The organism is Dysgonomonas sp. (assembly GCF_035323175.1).
Taxonomy (GTDB): domain Bacteria; phylum Bacteroidota; class Bacteroidia; order Bacteroidales; family Dysgonomonadaceae; genus Dysgonomonas.
In genome coordinates this window covers 77418-104390 of sequence record NZ_DAOKYH010000006.1, presented here as the reverse complement: position 1 = coordinate 104390, position 26973 = coordinate 77418, and the positions used below count along the sequence as shown (strand labels likewise).

General features: G+C 38.8%; 18 protein-coding genes. 13 read left to right on the top strand and 5 right to left on the bottom strand.

Features of this window, described 5'->3' with window-relative positions:
- The first annotated feature begins 13 nt into the window (after positions 1-13).
- Positions 14-1147: an acyltransferase family protein gene (locus PKC55_RS09340; protein ID WP_291124048.1), complete on the top strand. Its 1134-nt coding sequence runs from the start codon at positions 14-16 to the stop codon at positions 1145-1147.
- A gap of 56 nt (positions 1148-1203) precedes the next feature.
- Here PKC55_RS09340 and PKC55_RS09335 read toward each other — a convergent pair whose 3' ends face one another.
- The 4 genes from PKC55_RS09335 to PKC55_RS09320 all read right to left on the bottom strand — a co-directional run bounded on the left by PKC55_RS09335 (position 1204) and on the right by PKC55_RS09320 (position 7693).
- Positions 1204-2430: a TlpA disulfide reductase family protein gene (locus PKC55_RS09335; RefSeq protein ID WP_291124046.1), complete on the bottom strand. Its 1227-nt coding sequence runs from the start codon at positions 2428-2430 to the stop codon at positions 1204-1206.
- Between the two features lie 37 nt (positions 2431-2467).
- Positions 2468-4006 carry a SusD/RagB family nutrient-binding outer membrane lipoprotein gene (locus tag PKC55_RS09330; RefSeq protein WP_291124044.1) on the bottom strand — a complete coding sequence of 513 codons (1539 nt, stop codon included), beginning with the start codon at positions 4004-4006 and terminating at the stop codon, positions 2468-2470.
- A gap of 14 nt (positions 4007-4020) precedes the next feature.
- Complete coding sequence (locus PKC55_RS09325) at positions 4021-7218, bottom strand: SusC/RagA family TonB-linked outer membrane protein (RefSeq protein WP_291124042.1); 3198 nt, start codon at positions 7216-7218, stop codon at positions 4021-4023.
- A 256-nt stretch (positions 7219-7474) separates the two neighbouring features.
- On the bottom strand, positions 7475-7693 hold the full coding sequence (locus PKC55_RS09320; protein WP_135106629.1) for a helix-turn-helix domain-containing protein: 219 nt from the start codon (positions 7691-7693) through the stop codon (positions 7475-7477).
- A 254-nt stretch (positions 7694-7947) separates the two neighbouring features.
- On the opposite strand from PKC55_RS09320, the gene PKC55_RS09315 reads away from it, so the two are divergent.
- The 11 genes from PKC55_RS09315 (at position 7948) to tatC (ending at position 22283) form a co-directional block, all read left to right on the top strand.
- Entirely contained in the window at positions 7948-10995 is a 3048-nt protein-coding gene (locus PKC55_RS09315) for a SusC/RagA family TonB-linked outer membrane protein (RefSeq protein WP_324372795.1), read from the top strand.
- A 13-nt stretch (positions 10996-11008) separates the two neighbouring features.
- Complete coding sequence (locus PKC55_RS09310) at positions 11009-12721, top strand: RagB/SusD family nutrient uptake outer membrane protein (protein ID WP_185146748.1); 1713 nt, start codon at positions 11009-11011, stop codon at positions 12719-12721.
- Positions 12722-12913: 192 nt separating this feature from the next.
- Positions 12914-13927 carry a Gfo/Idh/MocA family protein gene (locus tag PKC55_RS09305; protein WP_291124039.1) on the top strand — a complete coding sequence of 338 codons (1014 nt, stop codon included), beginning with the start codon at positions 12914-12916 and terminating at the stop codon, positions 13925-13927.
- A 378-nt stretch (positions 13928-14305) separates the two neighbouring features.
- Positions 14306-14800 carry a DoxX family protein gene (locus tag PKC55_RS09300; protein WP_135106623.1) on the top strand — a complete coding sequence of 165 codons (495 nt, stop codon included), beginning with the start codon at positions 14306-14308 and terminating at the stop codon, positions 14798-14800.
- A gap of 5 nt (positions 14801-14805) precedes the next feature.
- Positions 14806-16497, top strand: coding sequence for a Gfo/Idh/MocA family protein (locus PKC55_RS09295; RefSeq protein ID WP_291124036.1), 1692 nt, complete (start codon positions 14806-14808; stop codon positions 16495-16497).
- A gap of 87 nt (positions 16498-16584) precedes the next feature.
- Positions 16585-18060 (top strand): glycoside 3-dehydrogenase, encoded by a 1476-nt coding sequence (locus PKC55_RS09290; RefSeq protein WP_324372790.1) that lies wholly within the window; start codon positions 16585-16587, stop codon positions 18058-18060.
- 38 nt (positions 18061-18098) lie between these two features.
- Positions 18099-18986 (top strand): 3-keto-disaccharide hydrolase, encoded by an 888-nt coding sequence (locus PKC55_RS09285; protein ID WP_135106617.1) that lies wholly within the window; start codon positions 18099-18101, stop codon positions 18984-18986.
- 88 nt (positions 18987-19074) lie between these two features.
- A complete protein-coding gene (locus PKC55_RS09280) occupies positions 19075-19965 on the top strand; it encodes a sugar phosphate isomerase/epimerase family protein (RefSeq protein WP_291030684.1) in 891 nt (296 codons plus the stop codon).
- A 138-nt stretch (positions 19966-20103) separates the two neighbouring features.
- Entirely contained in the window at positions 20104-21072 is a 969-nt protein-coding gene (locus PKC55_RS09275) for an FAD:protein FMN transferase (protein ID WP_324372787.1), read from the top strand.
- A 135-nt stretch (positions 21073-21207) separates the two neighbouring features.
- Positions 21208-21411: a twin-arginine translocase TatA/TatE family subunit gene (tatA, locus tag PKC55_RS09270; RefSeq protein ID WP_006841533.1), complete on the top strand. Its 204-nt coding sequence runs from the start codon at positions 21208-21210 to the stop codon at positions 21409-21411.
- Between the two features lie 14 nt (positions 21412-21425).
- Positions 21426-22283, top strand: a complete 858-nt coding sequence (tatC, locus tag PKC55_RS09265) for a twin-arginine translocase subunit TatC (RefSeq protein WP_135106611.1) — start codon at positions 21426-21428, stop codon at positions 22281-22283.
- Positions 22284-22415: 132 nt separating this feature from the next.
- Here the strand turns inward: tatC and pnp are convergent, their stop codons facing one another.
- Positions 22416-24587 carry a polyribonucleotide nucleotidyltransferase gene (gene pnp, locus PKC55_RS09260; RefSeq protein ID WP_283685644.1) on the bottom strand — a complete coding sequence of 724 codons (2172 nt, stop codon included), beginning with the start codon at positions 24585-24587 and terminating at the stop codon, positions 22416-22418.
- Between the two features lie 289 nt (positions 24588-24876).
- Between pnp and PKC55_RS09255 the strand changes: the two genes are divergently transcribed.
- Positions 24877-26973, top strand: coding sequence for a TonB-dependent receptor (locus tag PKC55_RS09255; protein ID WP_291124029.1), 2097 nt, complete (start codon positions 24877-24879; stop codon positions 26971-26973).

Genomic DNA, 26973 nt, shown 5'->3' with positions numbered 1-26973 from the left:
ATCTTCTCAAACTATGCGCAGATATGACATTGACAGTTTACGAGTAATCGCCTTTGCTCTATTGATTTTCTACCATGTGGGAATGTTTTTCGTTCCGTGGAGTTTTCACATAAAAAACTCAGTGATATATGAAGGAACTGTTTTCCCGATGCTTTTTCTCAACCAATGGCGGTTGGCTTTGCTCTTTGTAATATCAGGAATGGGAACTTACTATGCTCTGACAAAGCGAAGTGCTATCCAGTTTGCGATAGAGCGTCACAAAAGGCTTCTAATTCCACTTATCGTAGGTATGATCTTTGTCGTTCCACCACAAGTTTATTTCGAACGATTAGACAAAGGGCAGTTTAGCGGCAGCTATTTTGATTTCTGGCCTAAAGAAGCATTCATCGGATCATATCCCGAAGGGAATATATCGTGGCATCACCTATGGTTTATACTTTACCTACTGATATTCTCTATGGTAATGCTTCCGGCTTTTCTTTATCTGCGGAAGCATCCCGAAGCATGGCTGATAAGAAAACTGAAAGCCATCGTATCAAAAGCTTTTGGACTCTATATATTCATCATACCACTCTTCTTATGGCAGTTATTTCTAGCACCTTACTTTCCGCAGACAAACGGGCTAATAAATGACTGGTACAATCTTGTTAATTATTGTACATTCTTTTTCTTTGGTTATCTGTTAATTTCATTGAAGGATTCTTTTTGGGATGCAGTAACTAAAAACAGACTGAAATTTCTGATTAGTGGTGTTATTGGGTTTCCTCTGTTGATGTGCCTTTGGTATGTGATCGGCGATTTTCCCTTCAAGGGCGAGGTGCAAGCTTTGGTGAAGGTTTTTAATGCCTGGTCGTGGATTTTAACGTTGATTGGCTATGCCGCTATATATCTCAACAAACCAAGTAAAATAGTGGCATACGGAAACGAAGCTGTATATCCATTTTATATCCTGCATCAAACAATTATCATTGCTCTGGGATATTATCTGAAGTATGTCAATATAGGGTTCTTTCCTAAGTTCTCAATCATGGTGATAGGTACATTTACTATCACATGGGTGATATACGAATTTGGGATAAGACGCTATTCTATCATAAGGCCTTTGTTTGGGATGAAGCCTAAAAATAAGAATAAGGCAGATATATAAAAAAACGGCTAAAGGAGTTCATATTATCTTCCTTTAGCCGATCTTTTATAGTTTTTTTATTTCTCTGCCAGCAAATCGTCTACTACTTTATTGAAGTCTTGTTTAAACTCCTCATAAAACAGCCCGGTAGCAGGACCATTGAATCCAGTGTGTATCTTTCTTACAATTCCTTTCTTATCGATAAAGATAGTAGTAGGATAACCCATTATTTTACTCACCTGCGGAAGAGCCTTAGCAGTAGCATCATCACCCAGCTTGCCTGCAAACAGGATTTCATAATCTACATTGTAACGCTTTACCAAGCGGGAGAGCACAGTCTTTACATATTCCGGATCATCTTTACGCTCAAATGCCAACCCGATGATTTCAACGCCTCTCTTACTGTTTTCTTTATACCATGGAGATAGGTATTCCATTTCGTCCAAGCAATTCGGACACCAACTGCCAAGGATGGATACAATTACCACCTTGCCTTTGTAACGAGAGTCGGATAAAGAGACTTTCTGACCTTCTACATTAGGGAATGTGAAATTGAGGCGATCCTCTCCTTTCTTCATATAAGCTAAACTATATGGATCGGCAAGAGTAGCTTCGGCATTGCGCTTACCAACAAGTTTTGTTACACCTCGTGTGGTATAGAATTCCCCTGTAAAACTATCATTTCCTTCAAACTTTCCTTTTATCAGATATGGGCTAAGACCCGCAAATGCAGAAAACTGAAAGCCATCGTTTGTCAAAGCTCCTTCGAGATAACGAAGGTCTCCTGCATTGGTCAGAATAGAGCCGGTAAGAATATTTTTATCCTGACTGAAAATCCCTACATTGTGAGCAGTATCTCCTTTTTGTCCTATAAACTGGATATCCCATTTGCCCGCAAGAGAAATCTCTATAGCTTTGTCCGCAACTTCAAAACGCGGAGCATCACTTTTTTCTGCCGAAAAAGACACACCTTCATCGTTATCTATAAATAGCTTTTTGAATTTCCCTTCAAATTTACCATTGGCTATTTTACCTGTTAATACAGCATCATAAGCCAATATTGGAATAGTTACCGTATCGTTGGAGTAAACCACACCTTTGAGTGGAACACGCTCTGCCCCGTTTATCAGATACACGGTTGTTGAGTCTGTTGCAGAACCTTCGACGTCAAACAAGAATGGAAATTTCTGATCTGAAATAGAGAATTCACCTCTCCATTTTCCGTCTGTCAGCTTATGTTCCGACGCCTTATTACAAGACATTAGTACAAATGCAGCAGCCATCATTATTAAATATTTCTTCATATCTTTATTATGCTTTTGTTTGATGTAAAGCTACAAACTACTTTTTAAACACCCACAATTTTGTTTCTATTTTATCATTACCCTGTGCAGACAGAGCTTCTTGATAGTTGGCTTTATTCACATTCTGTTCCTTAGTAGGGTAGTATAAACGTCCAGGAACACCTCCATCTCCAAACAACGGATCGAAACGATATGTTACTCCTGCGCCATCTATCGTCCCTTGAAATACAACATCTCCTTCTTTTACCAAGAATGAAGGATAGCCTGTACGGCGATATTCACTCCATGATTCGAGACCTTGCATATAAAGAGCGATATACTTTTGTGTCAAAACATTCTCTTTACTAGCAGCAGGAAGAGACTCCAAATAAGTATTCACATTGTCGGTTGAGACTCCCCACTTTTCGAGAGAAGCCCGAACACCTGATGAATAATCAGCCTGAGACCAAGAATTATATTCTGAAACTAGGAACTTTACTTCGGCGTATTCCATCAATACCTCAGCATAGTTTGCCGCATTGATAACCGCTCCCGGCAAACTCACTCCTGTTGCTGCGAATTTACCCGCCTGATCGTTTGCTAAGCCATAAGGAAGTCCTACATAAGTATTAGTAGCTGTTGCCGGTAAGGCATATAGCGGTAAACGAGGATCTGAAACGGGCAAAATTGCATTCTTCCCTTGAAGCAGATCCACAAAGATATTAGATATCGCAAAGTCTTTCCGATTGGCCGTAACCGTAGCTCTATATAAAGGAGCTTCGTTAGGCGAAGTAGCAGAATACTTGAATGCTGCATTATCAGCATTACTTGTAAACACACCTTTACTCAATGCATCCTGAAAATGTTCTTGATAAAAAGCCTGATTCTTATCTTTTATGCGTGTAGAAAAGCGTAGGCGCAGCGAGTTTGCAAACTTTGCCCACTTCTGATTGCTACCTGCATAAATAATATCAGCCTTGCCAAAAGTTGTTTCCGATTGATATTTGATCAATGTATCTCCGGCTGCTTTCAGCTCATTCAATATGTCCGCATAGATTTTCTCCTGCGACGCATACTTAGGAGTTATATTCTCAGGATTTTGTTGTAATGCCTGAAAGTCTTCATCTTTATTACCGTAAGATTGATAAGGGATATTCCCAAACACATCGGTAAGAGCATAGAATGCATACGACTTCAATATACGGCTTATCGCTATCTGAGTAGCATTGCGTCCTGCTCCATTAGCAGTTGCCACATCTTTTGTTAAAGGATCAGTATTCAACTTTACTACCTCCTCCAGATTATTTAATGTTTTATATAACCCTTTCCAGTAATCATCAGAATAACTGAAAGGAATATCATACCGCGATTGGGTAGTATATGTATTTTGAGAAAAATACTGAACAAACAACATGGAACCTCTCAACGATGCCTGTTCGCTACGGAGATTATCAACCAGCAATTTCTCAGCAGAAGTGATCAAAGAGGTGGTTGGCACTGATGTTGGGCGGTTGGGATCTTCATTTATATCATCAACACAAGAAGACAATAAAACTGAAGCAAATAAGCCTAATATATATAGTTTATTAATTTTCATACAGATAGTTTATTTTAAAATTTGAAACCAAGATTTATACCGTAGGTTACAGGAGTAGGTAGGTTACCGCCTTCTATACCTTGTACATTGCCACTACTATTGGTTAGTTCGGGGTCAATATCCTTGCTCTTGGTGTAAATATTCCATAAGTTGCGGGCATAAGCCGTTACGTTTATACTCTTAACTTTCCATTTTGGAAGATTGAATGTATATCCAAGAGTTAACTCTCGAAGCTTAATAAATGTAGCATCAAAAACGGTATATGCTGTTGGCCCGTTATACTGATTCTGTGCCCATGCCTGAGCAGTTACACGCTTGTCGTTTGTCGCTGTATTAGAAACAGTATATGTTCCATCGGCATTGAATACAACATTACCGGTAACGCCATCAAGTATAATACCATCTTCACGAATATTATTCGCTGCTGTAGATTCTAAGATACCTGAGTACATACCCACTTTGTAAGTCTGAGAGAAGAATTTACCACCAACACGGGAATCGATCAGGAATCCGAATGTAAAGTCTTTGTATCTCAACTGATTTTGGAAACTCCATAAGAAATCAGGCAATACGCTCCCAAGCGAAGCAAACTGATCGGTACGCATATATACGCCATCACTATTTACGACCTTCTTTCCATCAGGTGCATATACAAAATCATAGCCTTTTATCTGTCCGTAACTCTCACCTTCTTGTGCGACAAGCGAAACCAAAGTATTACTCAATTGTAATGTATTAACTGCATCCGACAATTTGATAATTTTATTACTGTTTTTTGAGAAGTTTGCAATTGCTGTCCAGTCCCAATCCTTTTGACGGATCGGATTTACGGTCAGTGTAGCTTCTATACCTTTATTGTTTATCTTCCCTGCATTGATCAGTTTATAACTATATCCAAAAGCATCTGATGTAGGTAATTGTATGATCTGATTACGGCTATTATTGTTGTAATAAGTAACATCCAATCCGATCAGATTATTAAATAATTGCAATTGCAATCCTGCCTCCCAAGATGATGTAATCTCAGGCTTTAGATTAGGATTATTTAATTTATCTGATAAAGTATAAGATATATTTCCGTCAAATGCATTCAAAGCCTCATAAGTCTTATACAACTGATAAGGATCAGTATCATTACCAACTTCTGCCCAGCCCAAACGGACTTTACCGAATGACAGCCAGTTCTGATCTTTAAATACCGGAAGCTCTGTGAATACAAAAGATGATGTAAGAGATGGGTACAAGAACGAATTATTATCTGTAGGTAAGGTCGAAGACCAGTCGTTACGGATAGTACCATCTAAGTACAACATACTTTTCCATCCATACGAAACACTTCCGTATACTGATGATATTGCTTTTTTGTAAAGACCTGTAGACGGGTTTATAATGACAGAGGAAGCGTTATTCAAGCTATAATATGCCGGAATCATAAGCCCACCCGATGTTTGTATATCGCTTACTCGTCTGTTACGTCTCATATAATTCGCACCAAGGTTAGCGATTAAAGAGTGATCACCCCAACGGTTATTCGATGTTGCCAAGAATTCATAATTAAACTCATCAAACTTTTGGGAATATTCCTGATACATCGACTGCGAACGAGAGTAATATGCAATACGATCTTGCGAATTGTATTGATACACATCACCATTTATACGTCCTGTCAGACTCAACCATTTAGTCGGGGTAATCACTAAACCTATATTACCATACAACCTGTCTCTGTTCTCTTTCAGATAACTTTCGTAGGCTGACCAATAAGGATTATCTATATATTTTGTTTTCTCGGCAGCTGTTGTATTTTCCCAGCTTGTACGATTCCATGCACGAGGCGTACCATCGGCACGTTTATATTCACTGAGTCTCTTATAATCTACCTGCACTTGTCCCCATTGATATGCTTCGAGGATAATATTACGGTTCGAAGCTCCTGTCCACGGACGACCTGTAGATTTATTATTTATATAGTTTACATTTCCGAAGAATGAAACCAGATCCCCTTTTGTACTCCCCGATATATTCACTGCATTTCTGCTCAACGAAGAATTGGGAACTGTACCTTTTACATTCTTATTGGTAAATGATACACGAAAAGCACTACTTGATGAATTCTTTGAAAACGCTATATTATTTGTATTCGACACTCCGGTACGAAAAAAGTCTGTAACATCATTCTTTGGATAAACCCAAGGCTCAGGATTCAGATAATCATTGGCATACTCAGGATCGAGATTATACCAGTGTAATACAGGTGTCCCATCAAGCTTTGGACCCCAGCTCTCATCAGCCGCATAATCTACCACATTGTATTCTTTTCCGTCTATCGCTACTTTCTGGAACGAAGTACTATATCCCCCACCATATAATTTCTGACGTTTGGGCAGTCTAACTACATTTTCAAGCTCGATACCCGTATTTACTTGAATATCTAAACGATCTGTATTACTGCTGCCTTTTTTTGTTGTTATCAGTATCACACCATTTGCAGCACGTGTTCCATAAAGAGCTGCAGCCGAAGGGCCTTTCAATACATTTATATCTGCTATATCGTCCGGATTTATATCCTGTATTGTACTTCCAACATCTTTTCCTGCACTACCATTAATTGTAGAAGAGGTATTCATGTCGGTATTATCGAGAGGTACTCCGTCGATAATATACAATGGCTGATTATTTCCTGTAATAGAATTTATACCACGCAGCGTTACACGAGAAGATCCTCCCATATTTCCTCCACTAGATATAACTTGCAAACCCGATATTTTCCCCGAAAGGGCACTCAATGCATTGGTTGGCCTTGTCTCCAGAGCTTTCCCCGATACGGCTTGTACGGCATAACCCAAAGCCTTTTTTTCGCGAGGGATATTTAACGAAGTCACTACTACTTCATCCAGTTCGGTACTATTTTCTTTCAAAACTACATCGATTGGTTTATTCGATAATACTTCAACCTGATGTGTTTCAAATCCTAAATATGAGAATATCAGAATTTCGTTTTTTTTCACTGATATGGAGTAATGACCATCTATATCCGTCAGGGTTCCCGACTGAGCATTACCCTTCACTTGTATTGTCACCCCGGGCAGGTCTGTACCTCCAGCATCTGTTACATGTCCTTTTATCGTGTATATGTCGCCTGTTTGTGCGGAAACAAATAAAGTAAGAACAGTAAATAATAACAGTAACTTTAATTTTCTAAAATTTAGCATAACCTTTTTATAATTTAACTCAAACAATCTTTATAGATATATTAGATATTTATTTGTTAAAAACAGATAATATCTATCACAAAAGTATAATGAGCAAATTAGGTATGAAATCCCCTTGATGTGGTATATTTATACCTCAAACATGGTATGCTTTTATGAGTTTGATAAAATGGTTATCCGTATGAAAAAATCGACATTTTCATAAAACACTAACAAGCAACAATATAAAATCGCCCAGAGATTTTAGTTTGTCTGCTTAATCTACATCTACTATTTCAGGCAATTTAACATTTAATGCCTGACCTATCTTATACAATGTTATTATTGTTGGATTTGTACGCCCTTTTTCTATTCGTATCAGATTATTATATTCTATATCCAGCATATCTGCCAAATCCATTATGGATAAGTTTTTACCCTCCCTTATACTCCTGATTTTCAGACCAATTTTCCTTTTGAGGATTTCCTTGTCCATATTTAAACTATCATTAATGATTGTTGTTAAAGAAAATTGTTTAGATTTGCATTTCAACAATCTTTAATGATTGTTTTGTTAAAAGGAGTATGCTGAAAATCCTATTTAACAGAGTAAGCCCAAATATTAAACATTTTTAAGGAGATGCCCGCCATGAAAACATAGTATTCAAAAGCCTAAAACCAAAATCACACCACACCTTAATCAAAATCCCAAAATTTAAAGTCGATTATTAACAATTTTACTTAAAATTGATGAAGACACAACAAAAATTTAATACCCGGCCTATCAGATCATTCAAAATGTTTTCCTTATTAACTTTTACAATAGCAGGAATCACATTATGCCCATACAACCTTCAGGCCTCCGACCGAAACGATACGAATAAAGCCATAGTGCACGAAACAGCACCTTTGCAAAAAGGTAAAACAGTAACAGTAACAGTAACAGTAACAGTAAGCGACAATATTGGCCCTGTAGTTGGCGCCAATGTAGCGGTAAAAGGAACTACAAATGGAAATATCACAGATATCGATGGAATAGCCAGATTGGACAACGTGCCCGAAAATGCTACTTTGCTTATTTCATTTGTAGGATATATATCGAAAGAAATATCCGTAGCCGGACAAACATCTTTTAACGTACAGCTACAAGAAGACACCAAAACACTGGATGAGGTAGTCGTAATTGGATATGGTACATTAGAGAAGAAGCAAGTAACCAGTTCGGTAACATCCATATCAGCAAAAGACCTGATGACAGGAGTAGGCGGATCGGACGTATCCTCCGCTTTACAAGGTAGAGTTAGTGGACTTATTATGAACAATATCGGTAGTGCAAATGCAGGAACTACATTCCAGCTGCGAGGGATGACTTCTATAAACTCAGGAAAGTCGCCTCTTATCGTTATCGATGGGTTTCCGGGGGGAGATATACGCTCACTCTCGCAAGACGATATCTTGACTATCGATGTCCTTAAAGATGCCTCTGCCGGAGCTATTTATGGAACACGTGCTGCATCGGGTGTAATACTCATTACTACCAAAAGTGGATCGAACACAAGCGGTAAGGTGAAAATGACTTATTCGACCGAAATGACAAAGAAACAAAATTACGGAGCTCCAAAGATGCTAACAGGAAGAGAATATGCAGAGCATAAGATCGGCACAGATTATGGTACAGATACAAATTGGTGGAAAGAGCTTATCAACGATGATAACTTTTCACAGAAGCACCATCTTTCTCTCGAAGCCGGAACAGAGAATGCTCAGATATATTCTTCCTTTTTTTATGAAAAAAATCAGGGAATTTCAATCAAAGATGAACGTCAGGATTACGGAGGAAGATTTAACGCCAACTTTAAAGTTCTTGATGGATGGCTCGAAATCAGACCGAGCGTAGATTATCGTCAGGCGATGCGCAATAACAACTATCCAAACTTCCAGCAGGCGATGCGCAACAACCCAACCAGATCTCCTTACGACCCTGATAACGAAACAGGCTACAATGTATGGACCAACGAAACACTGGACTATAACGTTTTAGCTGATGCTAACCTGAGTACTTACGAAGGACTGGACAAATGGTTCAAGCCCGAAGCTACTTTCAAATTGAATATAAAACCTATACCCGGCCTGTCATTTCAGCAAGTAATAGGATATGAAAACCGCCAGTGGGAATACCATTTCTACAAATCGCGCTATCACCGAGAAGAGATAGAAGACAGACGAAGAGGAGCCGCAACCCTCACTTTCGACAAAACAGAAAATCTTACTTCCGAAGGTTTCGCAACTTACATCAAAGAATTTGATGGCGGACATGTACTAAATGCTGTGGCCGGGTATTCTTATTTTGAGAAAAACGGTGAGGGATTCAGTGTTTCCAATTACGATTTTGATGTAGATGGAATAAAATTTTGGAATATCGGTGCCGGATCGTATCTGAGTGATGGCAAAGCCGGAATGAGTTCAGGCAAGGATATCACAGAACGTTTATTCTCTGTATTTGCACGTGCCAATTATTCGTATCAAAACAAGTATCTATTACAGGCTTCACTAAGACACGAAGGTTCATCAAAGTTTGCCGCAGACAACCGCTGGGCCGATTTCTGGTCTTTATCGGGTGGATGGCGCATCTCGGGTGAAAAGTTTATGAAGAATATAAGCTGGATAGATGACCTCAAAGTCCGGGTTGGTTATGGAGTAACAGGAAATAACGACTTCAGCTCTTCTTATATGGCAGATATGCTGGGCTCTGATGCGTACTGGATGCTTCCTGACGGAACATGGGCATACTCATTTGGTAAAACCCAAAATATAAATCCAAATCTGGGATGGGAAGAAAAGAAAGAATGGAATTTCGGTTTGGATTATTCGCTTTTCGATGGTCGCCTATATGGTAAATTCGATTATTACAGACGTAAGATCGACAACCTTATCTACAGCGTTAAAGTTCCTCAACCACCATTCACACAAGGTTCTCAGTACCAAAACATAGGTAGTATGGAGAGTAAAGGATGGGAGTTTGAAATTGGCGGAGACATCATCCGTACTAAAGATTTCACATGGAACAGCAACCTCAACCTAGGTCACAACTCGGGTAAGATTCTTACACTTTGGGGGAATAATACATATTACAACGGGAATGGTTTTCCTGCCCCGGGTAGCCCGGGAGATGCAGCACGCATAGAAGAAGGTTCTACAATAGGTGCGTTCTATCTTTGGAAGTTTGCAGGATTCGACGATGATGGAAAATTCTTACTCTACAACAAAGAAGGAAAAATAATACCGGCATCCGAAAAAACCGAAAATGATAAACAATACATCGGAAATTATACACCTAAGCTCATCCTGGGATGGAGACACACCTTGCAGTATAAAAATCTCGACATGGGAATCAGTCTGCGAAGCTGGATCGACTTTGATGTATACAATGCCCTAAACATGTACTTCGGAATTCAAGGGCAGGGAAATACGAATGTATTAAAATCAGCATATGGCGAATTCAACCATATTAAAGGGGAAAAACAAATCTGTGACTATTATCTCGAAGACGGTACATTCTTAAAGATAGATGCGATCACACTCGGGTATACCCTTTCTATGAAGAAATATACGAAACTGATAGACCGCCTACGCATATACGGAACCGTAGGTAATGTTTGCACCATTACCGGCTATAGCGGCATGAACCCCCAAGTGAATATCACAGGATGGGAAGGTGGTACGGAAAAATTCTGGTCAAGAGATGATTTTTATCCTACAACGCGCACTTATACATTAGGTCTTCAGTTAAATTTCTAAACATACACAAAAGATGAAAAAGTTTAAAATATATAATTCCGTCTTAATCGGAATTACGATTTGTCTATTCGCAATTACTTCGTGTAGCGTAGAACCTACATTTTATTCACAGGTAGTTCCTGAGACATTCTACACCTCTCAGGAAGCTGTTTGGGAACGTTTCAACCGTCCATTTACACATTGGCGCTGGTATATTGCCAACAATGAGCCTCGCTGGATGTTGCAAGAATTGGGTACCGATGAATTTTGCTTGCCTACACGTGGTAGCGACTGGTATAATGGAGCCCTGTATCAAAAATTCCATCACCATGAATACACTGAGGACATGGCTTTTATAGAAACAGGATGGACTAACTTTGCTATGGGAGTGGCTCTCGCATGGGATGCTCTCGAAGATTTAGAAAAAGTAAACTTCGATGCTTTGGGATTTGCTGAAGGCACACGAGAATCGATGTTAAATCAGCAAAAGGCACTTGTAGCCTCTTTTTATCTGGATGGTCTGGATTTCTTTGGAGGAGTACCTCTATATACCACTACACAGAGTGAAGTAAAAGGACGTTCTACTGATAAAGAGACTTTCGACTTTATAGAGAAATTACTCAAAGAAGCTATTCCTAATCTTCCTGTAAAAGAAGAGCTTGGCGGATTGGAAAACGGAAGTATCAATCGGGCTGCCGGAGCAGCTTTACTGGCTCGTCTTTATTTTAACGCCAAATCATATATCGGCGAAGAAAAGTATTCAGAAGCAGCAACAATCTGCCAGGATATCATTGACGGAAAATACGGCAAATACAAATTGGATACAGACTGGACAAATATATTCGGATTCGATAACGAAACTAGTCCCGAAATTATTTGGTCTGTACCAAGTGAGAATGCTAAGCTCGAAACTGACGGTATGTATTGGAGCTATATGGTACCTTACAACTACAAGAATTATTTGGGAGGATTAGAAGGCTCAGGCTCTAATAACGGTATTGGACTAATACCAAGCCTCGATCCGACAGGTAAAAAATATTCTTACAAATTGGGTGGTGCTTATGCCAAGTTCAATGATAACGACATTCGCAAACAACTATATGTATACGAAGGAGCCGGCAAGTATCGTGGAATGTTTATTGTAGGAGAACTTGTAAATCCAACAAATCCAAGCTGGACATGTACAGGGAGCCGTGAATACAGCGGAAAAACACTTGTAGTAAGAGATCAGGTTGCTTATTTTGCAAAAGTTGGATCGGCAGAATATCCGACATTGGAGTCACTTCCATCTACAATTGCCACAGCAGAAGAAGCTTCTTGTGTGCGTGTTACTAAACGTAGCCCACGTCCTAATCAGAGTGAGAAAAACCGCAAATTCGATCCGGACGTTCCTGTAATTCGTCTTGCAGAAATTTATTATACATTGGCAGAATGCAAAATGCGAGCAGGAGACAAAGATGGTGCAGCCGAACTGATCAACACCGTACGAAAACGCTATTTTGCAAATGGCAACGACCCTGACCCTGTAACGGGCTCTAAACTGGATAAATACCGCATGCTGGATGAATGGCAATTAGAATTTTTGGCAGAAGGCAGAAGACGAACCGATTTAGTACGTTGGGATGCCTATGTAACAGAAAATTGGTGGGATCATAAAGCAACTAACAATACAGACCTGAATAGATTCCCTATTCACTATAGTCTGATAGGAGCGAACAACTTATTGAAGCAGAATCCCGGATATTAAAAATTAAAATCTCTGTAGTGCATCCGTCTCTGTTTGCACTACAGAGATAATAATCGATAAAATGACAACTAAATGCCCTCAAAGTCTCTAAAAATCTTTAATTAAGCAACATTTTAAGAACAAATGAAATATTTTTATCTAGTTCCTTAAATAATAAATATTTACCTTTGTCTTTCTATAAATATATTATATATGGAATCGTTGGAAAATGGCTCATTTAAAGTCCGCTTCGGAGTTATAGGCACAAATTTTATAGTAGACAAAGTTCTGGAAGCGGCGAGACTTGACCATCGTTTCGAACTTACAGCAATCTATTCCCGTACACAAGAACGTGCAGATGAATTTGCGAAAAAGCACAACGTTCCCCATACGTTCACTTCTCTTGAAGATATGGTTTCGAGCAATTTGATAGACGCGGTATATATTGCATCACCGAATTCGCTACATGCTTCACAAAGCATTTTGTGTATGCAACATGGCAAACACGTATTTTGTGAAAAACCATTTGCATCGAATGCGAATGAAGTAAAAGCCATGATAGCGGCAGCCGAGAAGTATAATGTAAGGCTAATGGAAGCAATGAAGCCGACAATGACCCCAAACTTCTCTGTAATAAAAGACAACCTAAAAGAAATAGGAACAATACGTAAATATTTTTCTTGCTATTGCCAATACTCCTCTCGGTACGACAAACTAAAAGAAGGCGTTATATTAAATGCTTTCGACCCGTCATTATCTAACGGAGCAGTAATGGATTTGGGCGTATATACCATATATCCGATGGTAGTCTTATTCGGGCGACCTAAAAAAATTAGTGCTACAGGCCTTAAACTGTTTACAGGAGCCGATGGACAAGGAAGTGTTAATTTTGAATATGAAGGCATGGATGCAACAATCATGTATTCCAAAATAGCAGATTCGAGCCTACCAACAGAGATACAGGGAGAAGAGGGTACAATAACTGCCGACCGGATAAATATCATAAACAAAGTAACACTAAAAAAACGAGGAGGAGAGGAAACTATAATAAGTACTCCCAATCCTACACATGAGTATTATTTTGAAGTCGCAGAATTCATTGACCTGATTCAAAAAAATGAAAGAGAATCTACAATCAATAGCCTTGAAAATTCATTAATTACAATAGAAATTATTGATGAAATAAGGAAACAATTGGAGATAATTTATCCTGCAGATAGCATATAATATTAAATTGTCACAAATACGCGTTTGTTTTATTACATTATTTTGAATAAAAAAAGATTTTTGCTCTAAGAGATTTACTATTGTTATACAATTTATTATAAATACCAACTTTTTTTAACAGTAATGAGAGATTTACTTATTTAAAATATTCCTAGCTTTATTCCGCATTTTCATTTACTTTTTAGGATTGAATAAATGCTACCGTGATTGCACATTATAGCACTCATTAACAAAAACTTAAAGCCGTCTTGTTTGTCATTGACAAAATAGGCTCAAGACAACAAGAAAAATGCTCAGCTTTTTATAAATTATATGAACAATTAAACAATCTATATTTTAACTTTCTTGAAAAAGACAGAACTTATTATTTACTAACCCATGAATAAACTAACATCTTATTCGCGCCCTCAGACCCTCTGGCTGGTAATACTCAGATTACTGATTGGCTGGCATTTTTTATACGAAGGTCTTGTAAAACTCTTTAGTTCAAGTTGGACTGCTTATCCTTACCTTATGGATTCACGAGGATTTATGGCAGACTTCTTCCACAGTATTGCCGAAAACGCAGAATTTCTAGCCTTTTCGAACTATGTTAATATCTACGGATTAACACTTGTCGGACTCGGACTTATACTTGGTTGCTTTTCGCGTTATGCATCTATCGGAGGTATCGTTTTTCTTAGCCTATACTATTTGTCTCACATACCTTATATAGGCGCAAATTCTATGATGCCAACCGAAGGCTCTTATCTATGGATAGACAAGAACCTGATAGAGATAGGAGCATTGATGGTATTAATATATTTCCCTACCTCGCACATTATCGGATTTGACCGATACATTTCAAGATTATTAAAACGCAAAACAGCTTAACAAACATGACATCCGAAGATAAGATAGTTCCAGAGCCAAATAAAGATAACAACGCTCAGTCTAACGACAGTCAACTGCCCGAATCACAAGGCAGACGAGAAGCATTGAAGGCATTAGCTACAGTTCCTGTATTGGGAGCTTTAGCCTATGGTGTTTATAAGAAGCAAAAATATGATAAGACGATGCACGATGTGAGCGACGTCTTTAAATTAAGTAAAGAAACAGCAACTATCCCCGAACTACAGCCAAATGGAAAACAGATTCGATTAGGGATTATTGGTTGCGGCATCAGAGGGAAACAATTGTTAAGAGCTGCAGGATTTGCAACCCCAGAATCTCTCCAAAAGCTGATTGACTCTTCAAAAAAAGACAAAAAGGATACTAGATACCAACTATTTAGAGAACAAGAAAACCTCAATATCGTCTTAACAGGCGTGTGCGACATATTCGATACATTTGCCGAAGAAGGTATTGCAGCCGGATCAAATATAAACAGGGAAGGTGTAGGCGGTAAACTCGGACCTGCTCCAAAACGATATCGTCACTATCAGGAAATGCTTGCAGCCGACGACATCGACGCTGTTATTATTGCTACACCCGATCACTGGCATAGCACAATGGCTATGGATGCAGCAAAAGCAGGAAAACATGTGTATGTAGAAAAACCCCTTTCGTGGACTGTACCCGAAACGTACATGATAAGAGAGGTTATTAAACAGACCGGCGTAGTTTTTCAGCTAGGACATCAGGGCAGACAGGTAGACAGCTATCATAAAGCTAAAGAGATATTAGACAAAGGACTACTTGGCCCTGTTACGCTTATAGAAGTTTGTACAAACCGTAATGATCCTAACGGAGCTTGGGTTTATGATATCCATCCTACAGCAAACCCACAGACAGTTGACTGGAAACAATTTGAGGGTGATCCTGAAAGAGTGAAAGAGTATATGGACTATATGACAGCGCATAATCTTGCCAAATATGTAGGTCCGGATGCTAGAGATAAGTTTAGCCTCGAACGTTTCTTCCGTTGGCGTTGCTGGTGGGATTACAGTACAGGACTAAGTGGAGACTTGCTTACACACGAGTACGATGCTGTAAACCAATTGATGGGCGTGGGCATTCCTCATTCTGCAACTTCTTCCGGTGGTGTTTATTTCTTCAAGGATGGAAGAACCGTTCCGGATGTGCTGCAAACAACATTCGAATTCCCTGATAAAAATATGACAATGCTATATAGTGCAACATTAGCCAGCAACCGCAATAGGGGAAAAGTAATCATGGGGCACGATGCATCGATGGAAGTCGGAGATACGCTAACCGTTAAAGTAGATAGTGGATCTACAAGATACAAGGAGAAGATTGAAAAAGGAATCATCAAACCCGATGTACCTTTCTATACATACGTTCCGGGCAAAAGCAATGTAGACGCAGTAACTTCTGCCACCGAGTTGTATTTTGCACAACGTGGTCTGTTATATTCGTATCTGGGAGGAAAGCGATATGATACAACATTCCTTCATATCAGAGAATGGCTGGAGTGTATCCGCGACAACAATAAGAAAACTTCTTGTGGTATCGATGCTGCTTTCGACGAAGCCATTACAGCACACATGGGAACTCGTGCATATCTGGAAGGTCGTACAATGTATTGGGATAAAGACAAAGAGGAAATAGTAAGAGGCGAAATAAATTAATATATTTACAATTTAGCAGTGAAAAGTGAAAACTAAAATATACCATTAAATCTAAAAACAATATTAACCAAAAAACAAAAAAAAATTATGGCATCAGACATTTCGAGAAGAAAGTTCCTCTCAACAGGAGCAAAAGCCGCTATTGGACTGACGATCATCCCAAGCACTGTATTGGGGAAAAACTTTGGGCATGTAGCTCCGAGTGACAAATTGAATATTGCTGCTGTTGGTATTGGCGGCATGGGACATGCTAATATCAAAGCTGTGGAAGCTACAGAAAACATAGTCGGACTATGTGACGTAGACTGGAAATATGCGAAAGGTGTATTTGAAAGATTCCCAAATGCTAAAAAATATTGGGACTTCCGTAAGATGTACGACGAAATGGGTAAATCCATTGATGCGGTAATAGTAGCAACAGCAGACCATACACATGCTATCGTTTCTGCCGATGCAATGACAATGGGCAAACATGTGTACTGTCAAAAACCGCTTACTCATACAGTTTATGAATCACGCTTGCTAACTAAGTTGGCTAAAAAACATAAAGTCGCTACTCAAATGGGTAACCAAGGCTCATCGGGTGAAGGCGTTAACCTCGTTTGCGAATGGATTGCCAATGGCGAGATAGGCGAAGTAACAAAAGTTGAATGTGCTACCGACCGCCCTATTTGGCCACAGGGACTGAATGCCCCTGAAAAAGTAGACAAAATACCAAGTACCCTAAATTGGGACTTATTTTCAGGTCCTGCAAAAGTACGCCCTTATAATGCATTATATACTCCTTGGAACTGGCGTGGCTGGTGGGATTATGGTACAGGTGCATTAGGCGATATGGCTTGTCACATCATGCACCCGGTATTCAAAGGCTTGAATTTGGGCTACCCTACTAAAGTACAAGGTTCATCTACCTTGTTGTTGCAGGATTGCGCACCACAAGCACAACACGTTAAATTGACATTCCCTGCTCGCGATAATATGCCGAAAGTGGGTATGCCTGAAGTGGAAGTACATTGGTATGATGGCGGTATGATGCCGGATCGTCCAAAAGGTTTCCCTCAAGGAAAACAATTAATGGGCGAAGGCGGTGGATTGGTTATCTTCCATGGAACAAAAGATACACTGATTTGCGGATGCTACGGAGTGAACCCTTGGTTGTTGTCGGGTCGTGTTCCGAAAGCGCCTAAAACACAACGCCGTGTAGAAACATCTCACGAAATGGATTGGGTACGCGCTTGTAAGGAAGATGCTTCCAGTCGTGTAATAACTAAATCCGATTTCAGCGAAGCAGGCCCATTCAACGAAATGGTAGTAATGGGAGTATTGGCTATTCGTTTGCAGACCTTGAATAAGGAATTGCATTGGGATGGAGACAACATGAAGTTCACAAATATCGATCCTAACGAACAAATTAAGATATTAGTTAAAGATGACTTCAAGATCGTTGACGGCGACCCTAAGTTCAATAAGATCTGGACTGATCCTATCAATGCTCAGGAGTTTGCAAATGAACTGATCAAGCATACATATCGTCAGGGATGGAAGTTGCCTGATATGCCATAACTAAGTAATATTGTTTTAATTTAAAAATCAAAATAAAGATGAAAAAAATTATCTATTCATTAAGCTGTTGCATGATTGCCGGAGCATTTATTGCTTGTGGCGGTGGGGCTAAGAATGCTGAGAAAAAAGGGACTGATACTGATTCAACAAAAACAACTGAAGCAATGAAACCTGAATATACTGTATTAGACAAACCTCAAGTAGACTTGTCTAAATTCAAAAAAGATAAAGACGGTTATATCGTTATCTTCGATGGCAAATCTACTGAAGGATGGAGAGGATACGGAAAAGACGTCCTACCTGGAAAATGGAGTATAGATAACGGAGCTCTGAAATTTACTGGTTCTGGTAAAGGTGAAGCTCAGGAAAAAGACGGTGGCGACATTATCTTTGCTCACAAGTTCAAAAATTTTGAACTGGAACTAGAATGGAAAGTGGCTAAAGGAAGCAACTCCGGTATTTTCTATCTGGCACAAGAGGTTCAAACAAAGGATCCTAAAACAGGAGAGTTAAGAATGGAACCTATCTATATTTCAGCTCCTGAAGCTCAAGTATTAGACAACGCAAATCACCCTGATGCAAAATTGGGTAAAGACAACAATCGTCAATCAATGTCATTGTATGATATGATTCCTGCTAAACCACAAAATTCCAAACCTTTTGGTGAATGGAACAAAGCGAAAGTCATGGTTTACAAAGGAACTGTGGTTCATGGACAAAATGGCGAAAACGTAGTTGAATATCACCTATGGACTCCACAATGGACAGAAATGCTTCAAGCAAGCAAATTCAGCGAAGAAAAATGGCCTTTGGCATTCGAACTGCTAAACAACTGTGGTGGACCTAATAGAGAAGGATATATTGGTCTTCAAGATCATAGCGATGATGTTTGGTTCCGTAATATCAGAATCAAAATCCTTGACTAATAACTAGTTTTTTCTATTAAAATATCTTCCAAATCCTTGAAGGGCTTGCCCCTTCTTGGATTTGGCTTTTAAATAATCTTACATTATCATGAAAGTATCAATTATTATAGCTACTACTCTCCTTATGTTAGCTTCTTGCAATCCAAAAGCAGATGCAACTCAGCAACAAGCTGCACCTGTAAAGAAAGATATTTCTCTACAATTGTACTCGTTGAGAGACGATATTGCTAAAGACTACGATGCAACAATCAAGAAAGCCGGAGAAATGGGATTCACATCGGTAGAGGCTGCCAACTATGCAGACGGAAAATTCTATGGAAAAACACCTGAAGAATTTAAGGCAAGCATAGAAAAAGCCGGAATGAAAGTGCTTTCTTCTCATACAGGAAAAGGCCTTACAGAAAAAGAACTGGCTTCTAAAGATTTTACAGAAGCGCTTAAATGGTGGGATCAATGTATTGCAGCACACAAAGCAGCAGGAATGAAATACATTGTAACTCCATGGATGGATACACCTAAAACATTGAAAGACTTACAAACATATTGTGAGTACTATAACGAAATAGGCAAGAGATGTAAAGAAAACGGCATGCTCTTTGGCTATCACAATCACGACTTCGAACTGAAAAATAAGATCGAAGATAAGCTTATGTACGACTACATGCTAGAAAACACAAACCCTGAATATGTATTCTTCGAAATGGATGTATACTGGGTAGTAAGAGGAGGAAAAAGCCCTGTAGATTATTTCAATAAATATAAAAACCGTTTCACTTTACTGCATATCAAAGACAACAGAGAACTTGGACAAAGTGGTATGGTAGGCTTTGACGCCATCTTCAACAATACTGATGCTGCAGGAGTTAAACATCTTGTGGTAGAAGTAGAGCAATACAGCTTTACTCCTGAAGAAAGTGTAAAGAAAAGCCTTGACTATTTATTAAATTGTCCTTTAGTAAAAGAAAGCTACGACAAATAAGAAAAATTAGATATGCTTTTGTCAGATTGGACGGAGTGGTTTGAAGATCTATTTAGCTAATGTATATTTCTTTAAAGAAATTCTTCTCTCCGTTCATTATGACAAGCCGCATCGCTAAAAAAGTATATAAGCGAATAGATGAACGCAATAATGGCCGACAACGGCTCCTTCTACTACAATATACAAGGTAGAGCCGAAGGAACCAGTTATAATATTATATATCAAGATAGTGAAGATAGAGATTTTCAACCCGAAATAGAAGAGTTGCTTGCCAACTTTGAGAAATCATTATCGGTATATGACAATGAATCCATTATTTCGCGAGTCAACAGAAATGAAGACGTAGAAATAGATGATTATTTTTATACAGTCTTCAACAAAGCAAAAGAAATAAGTGCCCACACAGAAAATACTTTCGATATCTCGGCAGAGCCGCTATTCAGGGCTTGGGGATTTAGCTCTCAAGAAAAATGTCCGCCCAATAAGGAGGAGATAGAAGAGATGAGGAAGTATATAGGAATGGACAAAATAAGCATCAAGGACAGACGCATTGTAAAAGATCATCCCAACATTGTATTGAATGTAAATGCTATTGCAAAAGGATATTCTGCTGATATTGTAGCTTTATTCTTGGAACAGCATAAATGCCTTAATTATCTTGTAGAGATCGGAGGAGAAATTCGAGTAAGAGGAGAAAACCTTCATGGCGAAGACTGGAGAATAGGTATTGACCGCCCATCCGAAAGCAACCTCATTCCGGGACAGGATATGCAAGCTATTTTACAAATTACAAATAAAGGAATAGCGACTTCCGGAAATTACAGACAATTTTATATCGAAAATGGAGAAAAAATAACGCATACAATCAATCCGGCAACGGGCTATCCGGCACAGCATAATCTACTATCCACAACAGTGATAGCGAACGACTGCCTCACAGCAGATGCTTATGCCACAGCATTTCTGGTTGCGGGAGTAGAGAAGTCGTTGGAATGGATAAATAACAACGCTGAGATTGAGGCTATATTTATCTGTGACGAGGATGGAGAGTATAAAATGTACTGTACTCCGGCATTAGAAGACAAGATCATTCAAGGAGACGAATAAGATGCCTTTCTTACTGTGTTAAAAAGAAATAAATATTAAAACATATCCGCTTTGTTAGATATTATTTGTATTATTTTGTCAACTGAAAACAATCTAACAGAAATAATATCATAAAGCACTAAAAAAACAAAAATCATGAATACCTTATTATTTTTAGGAAATCTGGGAACAGGTGAAATCATCATCATAGCCATAGTTGTACTTTTACTTTTCGGGGGACGCAAAATACCTGAACTAATGAAAGGACTAGGGAAAGGTATCAAAAACTTCAAAGAGGGAGTTAAAGGTATAGAAGATGATATAACCGGGGATAACGATACAACAACTAAAAAAGATTGATGTAGTATACTTCTATGGAAGAGAACAGTGGAGGAATGTCCTTTTGGGATCATTTAGAAGAACTACGGTGGACCCTTGTCAGGTCTATCATTGCCTTATTTGTTTTTGCGATACTTGGTTTTGCAATCATGCCGTATATATACGACAGCTGGATAATGGGTCCTACCCGTGCCGACTTTGTATTGTATAAATATCTATGTTATGTGACATCATCCGTGCCCTTTATGCCCGACTTTTGCGATGATACATTTCATATTAAGATTATAAACTATAATCTTACTTCGCAGTTTTTCAGGCACATGACCACTTCATTTTGGTTTGCTCTAATATTGACATTCCCATACCTTGCATTTGAAGTGTGGCGCTTTGTAAGCCCTGCTCTCTATTCTAATGAGAAGAAGAGTATCAGATGGGTATTTCTGTTCGGAACAGGTATGTTCTTTATCGGATGTGCTGTAGGATATTTTCTTGTATTTCCTATGACATTCCGATTCTTATCGACATACCAGTTAAGTGAGATGATCGAGAATACAATTTCGCTCGATTCGTATATGGATAATTTCCTTACATTGATATTCATCATGGGAATTGTATTCGAACTTCCTTTGGTATCATGGCTTTTATCTCAATTGGGCTTTTTAAATAGATCTTTTTTCAAGAAATTTAGAAGGCATGCCATTGTTGGACTATTGGTATTATCTGCTGTAATCACTCCATCAGGAGATCCATTTACCCTTTCTGTCGTGTTTGTGCCGCTTTATCTGCTCTTTGAATTGAGCCGCTTTATGGTAAAACCTGCACCGAAAGAAACTGATGAGGAAGATGAGGATGAAGATGAAGATACTGCCGATATAGAAATAAAGACTTCGTAATTGTAAATATTACTTGGGAGAGAAATCATCAAAAGAATCTGTATTTCTATTAAAAGATAAAATATCGATAAATAAAAAACCCCGATTGGTAACCAATCGGGGTTTTTATTATATATAAGATTTCTTATGCGCTTAAGCCTCTGCCGGAGCATCTCCGTTTGCCTTCTGTACAGGCTTCTCTGGTCTTGGAGGACGAGGAAGAAGAACCTTACGAGACAGTTTGAACTTACCTGTCTTAGGGTCGATATCGATGAGTTTCACCTCAATCTTATCACCTTCTTTCAATCCTACTTTTTCCATGTCTTCTACGCGATCCCACGAAATTTCAGAGATATGAAGCAATCCGTCTTTTCCTGGAAGGAATTCACAGAATGCACCGTAAGGCATTACCGAACGTACTTTTGCAGTATATACCTCTCCTACTTCCGGCACAGCAACAATTCCTCTAATCTTAGCCATTGCAGCTTCGATAGCAGTTTTGTTAGTAGCTGAAACTTCAACGCGTCCATAACCATCAATTTCTTCGATAGTAACAGTTGCTCCTGTTTCTTCCTGAATACCTTGAATGATTTTACCACCGGGTCCTATTACAGCTCCGATAAATTCTTTGCTGATAATTAGCACTTCGATACGTGGAGCATTTTCTTTGAAGTCGGCACGTGGTTCAGGTAATGTCTCAAGGATTTTACCCATAATATGCAAACGTCCTTCACGAGCCTGATTCAATGCCTTTTCTAGAATTTCGTAAGAAAGTCCATCTACTTTTATATCCATCTGAGTAGCTGTAATACCATCTTTTGTTCCACAAACCTTAAAGTCCATGTCTCCCAGATGATCTTCGTCACCCAAAATGTCTGAAAGTACAGCAAAGTTAGTACCTTTCTTCTCTGAGATAAGTCCCATTGCTATACCTGTCACCGGCTTTTTGATCTTCACCCCTGCATCCATTAATGCCAATGTACCGGCACAAACTGTAGCCATAGATGAAGAACCGTTCGACTCTAATATATCAGATACCACACGTATAACATAAGGGTAATCGGAAGGAATCATTGGTTTCAATGCACGGTGTGCAAGATTACCATGACCGATTTCACGACGACCTACTCCACGTTGTGGTCTTGCGTCTCCTGTTGAGAACGGAGGGAAATTATAATGTAGCAAGAATCTCTCCTTACCATTGTTCAATACATCATCAATGATTTTCTCATCAAGCTTTGTACCTAATGTTACAGTTGTCAATGATTGTGTTTCACCACGTGTGAAAACAGCCGATCCGTGAGCTCCCGGAAGATAATCTACTTCGCTCCAGATAGGACGTATCTCTGTTGTTGTACGACCATCAAGACGTTTTCCTTCGTCTAAGATAGAACGACGCATCGCTTCTTTTTCTACATCATGGTAGTAACGAGAAATCAATGCACCTTTTTCTGCAAGCTCTTCCTCAGTAAGGTTCGCTTTATATTCTTCTTCTATAGCCTTGAAGTTATCTACACGCTCATGTTTGTTTGTATTTCCTGATGCTGCTACAGCAAAAGCTTTATCATAACATTTTTCCCAAACATCTTTGCGTAGGTCTTCGTCATTTGTTTCGTGGCTATATTCACGTTTTTTTGTAGTACCAACAAGCTCCATCAATTCGATCTGAGCCTGACATTGTACTTTAATCGCTTCATGAGCAAACTTGATAGCTTCCAGCATTTCTGCTTCCGAAACTTCTTTCATTTCACCTTCCACCATCATAATGTTATCAATAGTAGCACCTACCATGATATCCATATCAGCTTTAGCTAGTTGAGAAAATGTTGGATTTAAAATGAATTGTCCATCAACACGAGCTACTCTTACTTCTGAGATAGGACCATTGAACGGTATATCTGAAACAGCTAAAGCTGCCGAAGCTGCCAATCCGGCCAATGCATCAGGCATATCTTCACCGTCGGAAGAGAATAGAGTCACATTAACAAATACTTCGGCATGATAATCGTCCGGAAACAATGGACGAAGTGCACGGTCTACCAAGCGGCAAACCAATATTTCGTAATCTGAAGCACGTCCTTCTCGGCGTTGAAAACCTCCCGGGAAGCGGCCATATGCTGCAAATTTTTCTTTATACTCTACCTGTAAAGGCATAAAATCAACACCCGGATTTGCATCTTTTGCGGCACATACAGTGGCTAATAACATCGTATTACCCATCCGTACCATTACAGACCCATCAGCCTGTTTTGCCAATTTTCCGGTTTCAATGGTGATAGTCCTTCCATCACCTAAATCGATACTCTTTGTAATCGGATTAATCATAAATTTTTTTCTTAACGTCTTAAAATCAAACAAAGGTAAGTAAAGTTTTTGAAAATTAAGGGAATGGAGATCGAAAACTCCATCCCGAAAGACGAAATACAATAATAATATCAAGGTTTTCTTTTAGTTAATTTCATTCATCTAACCACCCGTTTACGTTCAATATTCCTATTCTAGGCTTATTCTGAGAATAAAAAATATCACTACATCTAGTGATTGACTGCTATTTTAAGTTTTCATACATTTGCAGATCAACTAAAAACTATAAATATCAACACATTAAGAAATAATGAGATCAAAGTCCTTTCTCTTTTTGACCCTCTTATTCTGTGCCATTATCAATAATACTTATGCTGATGATATCGTCATTGATAATGATTCTATCAAAATGAAATACACAGCAAAAGAGGTTGTAATAGAATCATTTAAGCAAAATAGTGATTTATCGATACAACCTGTCTCGGCATCCGTTCTATCTGAAAGTATTATTAAAGAAAACAATATAACCAACATAAAAGAGGTGACGGCTTTTGTACCCAATCTATTCATGGTAGACTATGGCTCTAAAATGTACTGCCCGGTTTTTATACGAGGAATAGGGGCTGCAAAAAACACCCCTTCTGTAGGGCTATATGTAGATGGAGTGCCGTATTTCGACCGCTCAACTTTTGATATGAACATTAGCGATATAGACCGTATTGAAGTTCTGCGAGGGCCACAAGGGACTATTTATGGCAGGAATACCATGGGGGGTATCATTAATGTTTTCACAAAATCCCCATTAAAGACAAAAGGAACTTACTTGAATCTCTCTGCCGGTAATTACAATACTTATCAGACGGGAATTTCACATTATGGAAATGTAGATAATAAAATAGGCTATTCTCTATCCGGTAATTATTCCCATTCGGGAGGTTACTTTATGAATAAAACCACAGGAAAACGAGCCGACCCGATTGATGGTGTTTCTACTCGTGCCCGACTAAGTTGGCGTATTATGCCACGGTTGACGATGAACCTTATTTTTGCTTATGAATATTCCGATCAGGATGGTTATCCTTACCGTATCTATGATAAAAAAACGGGCAAAATAGAAGATATAAATTATAATGAACGGAGTTTCTACCGTCGTAATATGTCTAACAATGGACTGAATATAGAATATGTGACAGACAATTTCAAACTGAGTTCGCAATCTTCTTTTCAGTTTTATGATGGAAAACAAGGTATCGATCAGGACTTTTCGCCCAAAGACCTTTACTACGTAAACTTCTATCACCGTCAGCAAATGTACTCTCAGGAGTTTAATATCAAATCAATAAAAGAAGACAGCAAGTACAAATGGCAGTTTGGAGTATTTGGATTCCACCAGAATTATTTCCAAACAAACGATACCGACTATCGCACATCGGGAAAACATGCAATCCAAAATGTAAACAATCCGACCGAAGGAATCGCCCTATATCACCAGTCTACTTTGAATGATATTTTCATCCCAGGATTATCTGCGACACTTGGAATTCGCTACGACTGGGAGAAAACAAAATCTTCATTGATACGCATCACTGCAAATCCGAATGTAGACCCTGTTGTCGATCCCGAAGTAAAGGCTAAGGACGATTTTTCTCAAATTACACCAAAAGCATCTATCCAATATGCGTACAATCAGGATGGATTGACATATTTATCTGTAAGTAAAGGATATAAAACAGGAGGTTTCAACAATACGGCCGATGAAGATAAAGACCGTACGTTTGATCCTGAATATAGCTGGTCTTACGAATTAGGAACAAAATCAAGCTTTCTGAATAATCTGCTCTTCGTAGATTTCAGCCTCTTTTATATTAGATGGAGCAACCAACAGATTTCGCAGGTTAAACCCACAGGGCAAGGTTTTTTGACTCGCAATGCAGGGAAATCGGAAAGCAAAGGCTTTGAATTGACAACTCAGATAAACCCTTCGAGAAATCTGAACTTCCAGATAGCCTATGGTTATACGCATGCTAAATACAAAGAGTATAAAGAAAGCGAAACGGTAAATTATAATAATAATTACTTGCTCATGGTGCCTAAGCATACATTGGCGATATCTGCAAATTACACCATAGCCACAAACCTGAGATGGCTCGACAATGTTGTGCTTAACGCTCAATATACAGGAGTAGGTAAATTATATTGGAATGATGCCAACGATGTCGAACAACCATTTTATGGAGTGTATAATGGGAAAGTTTCTTTCGTTAAAAAACAATTTTCACTAGATTTGTGGGCTAAAAATATAGGTTCTAAAGATTACATCGCATATTACTTCGCAACATCAGGTAATAATTTTGTACAAAAAGGGAAGCCTTTCACATGTGGATTAAATCTGAACCTTAAATTCTAA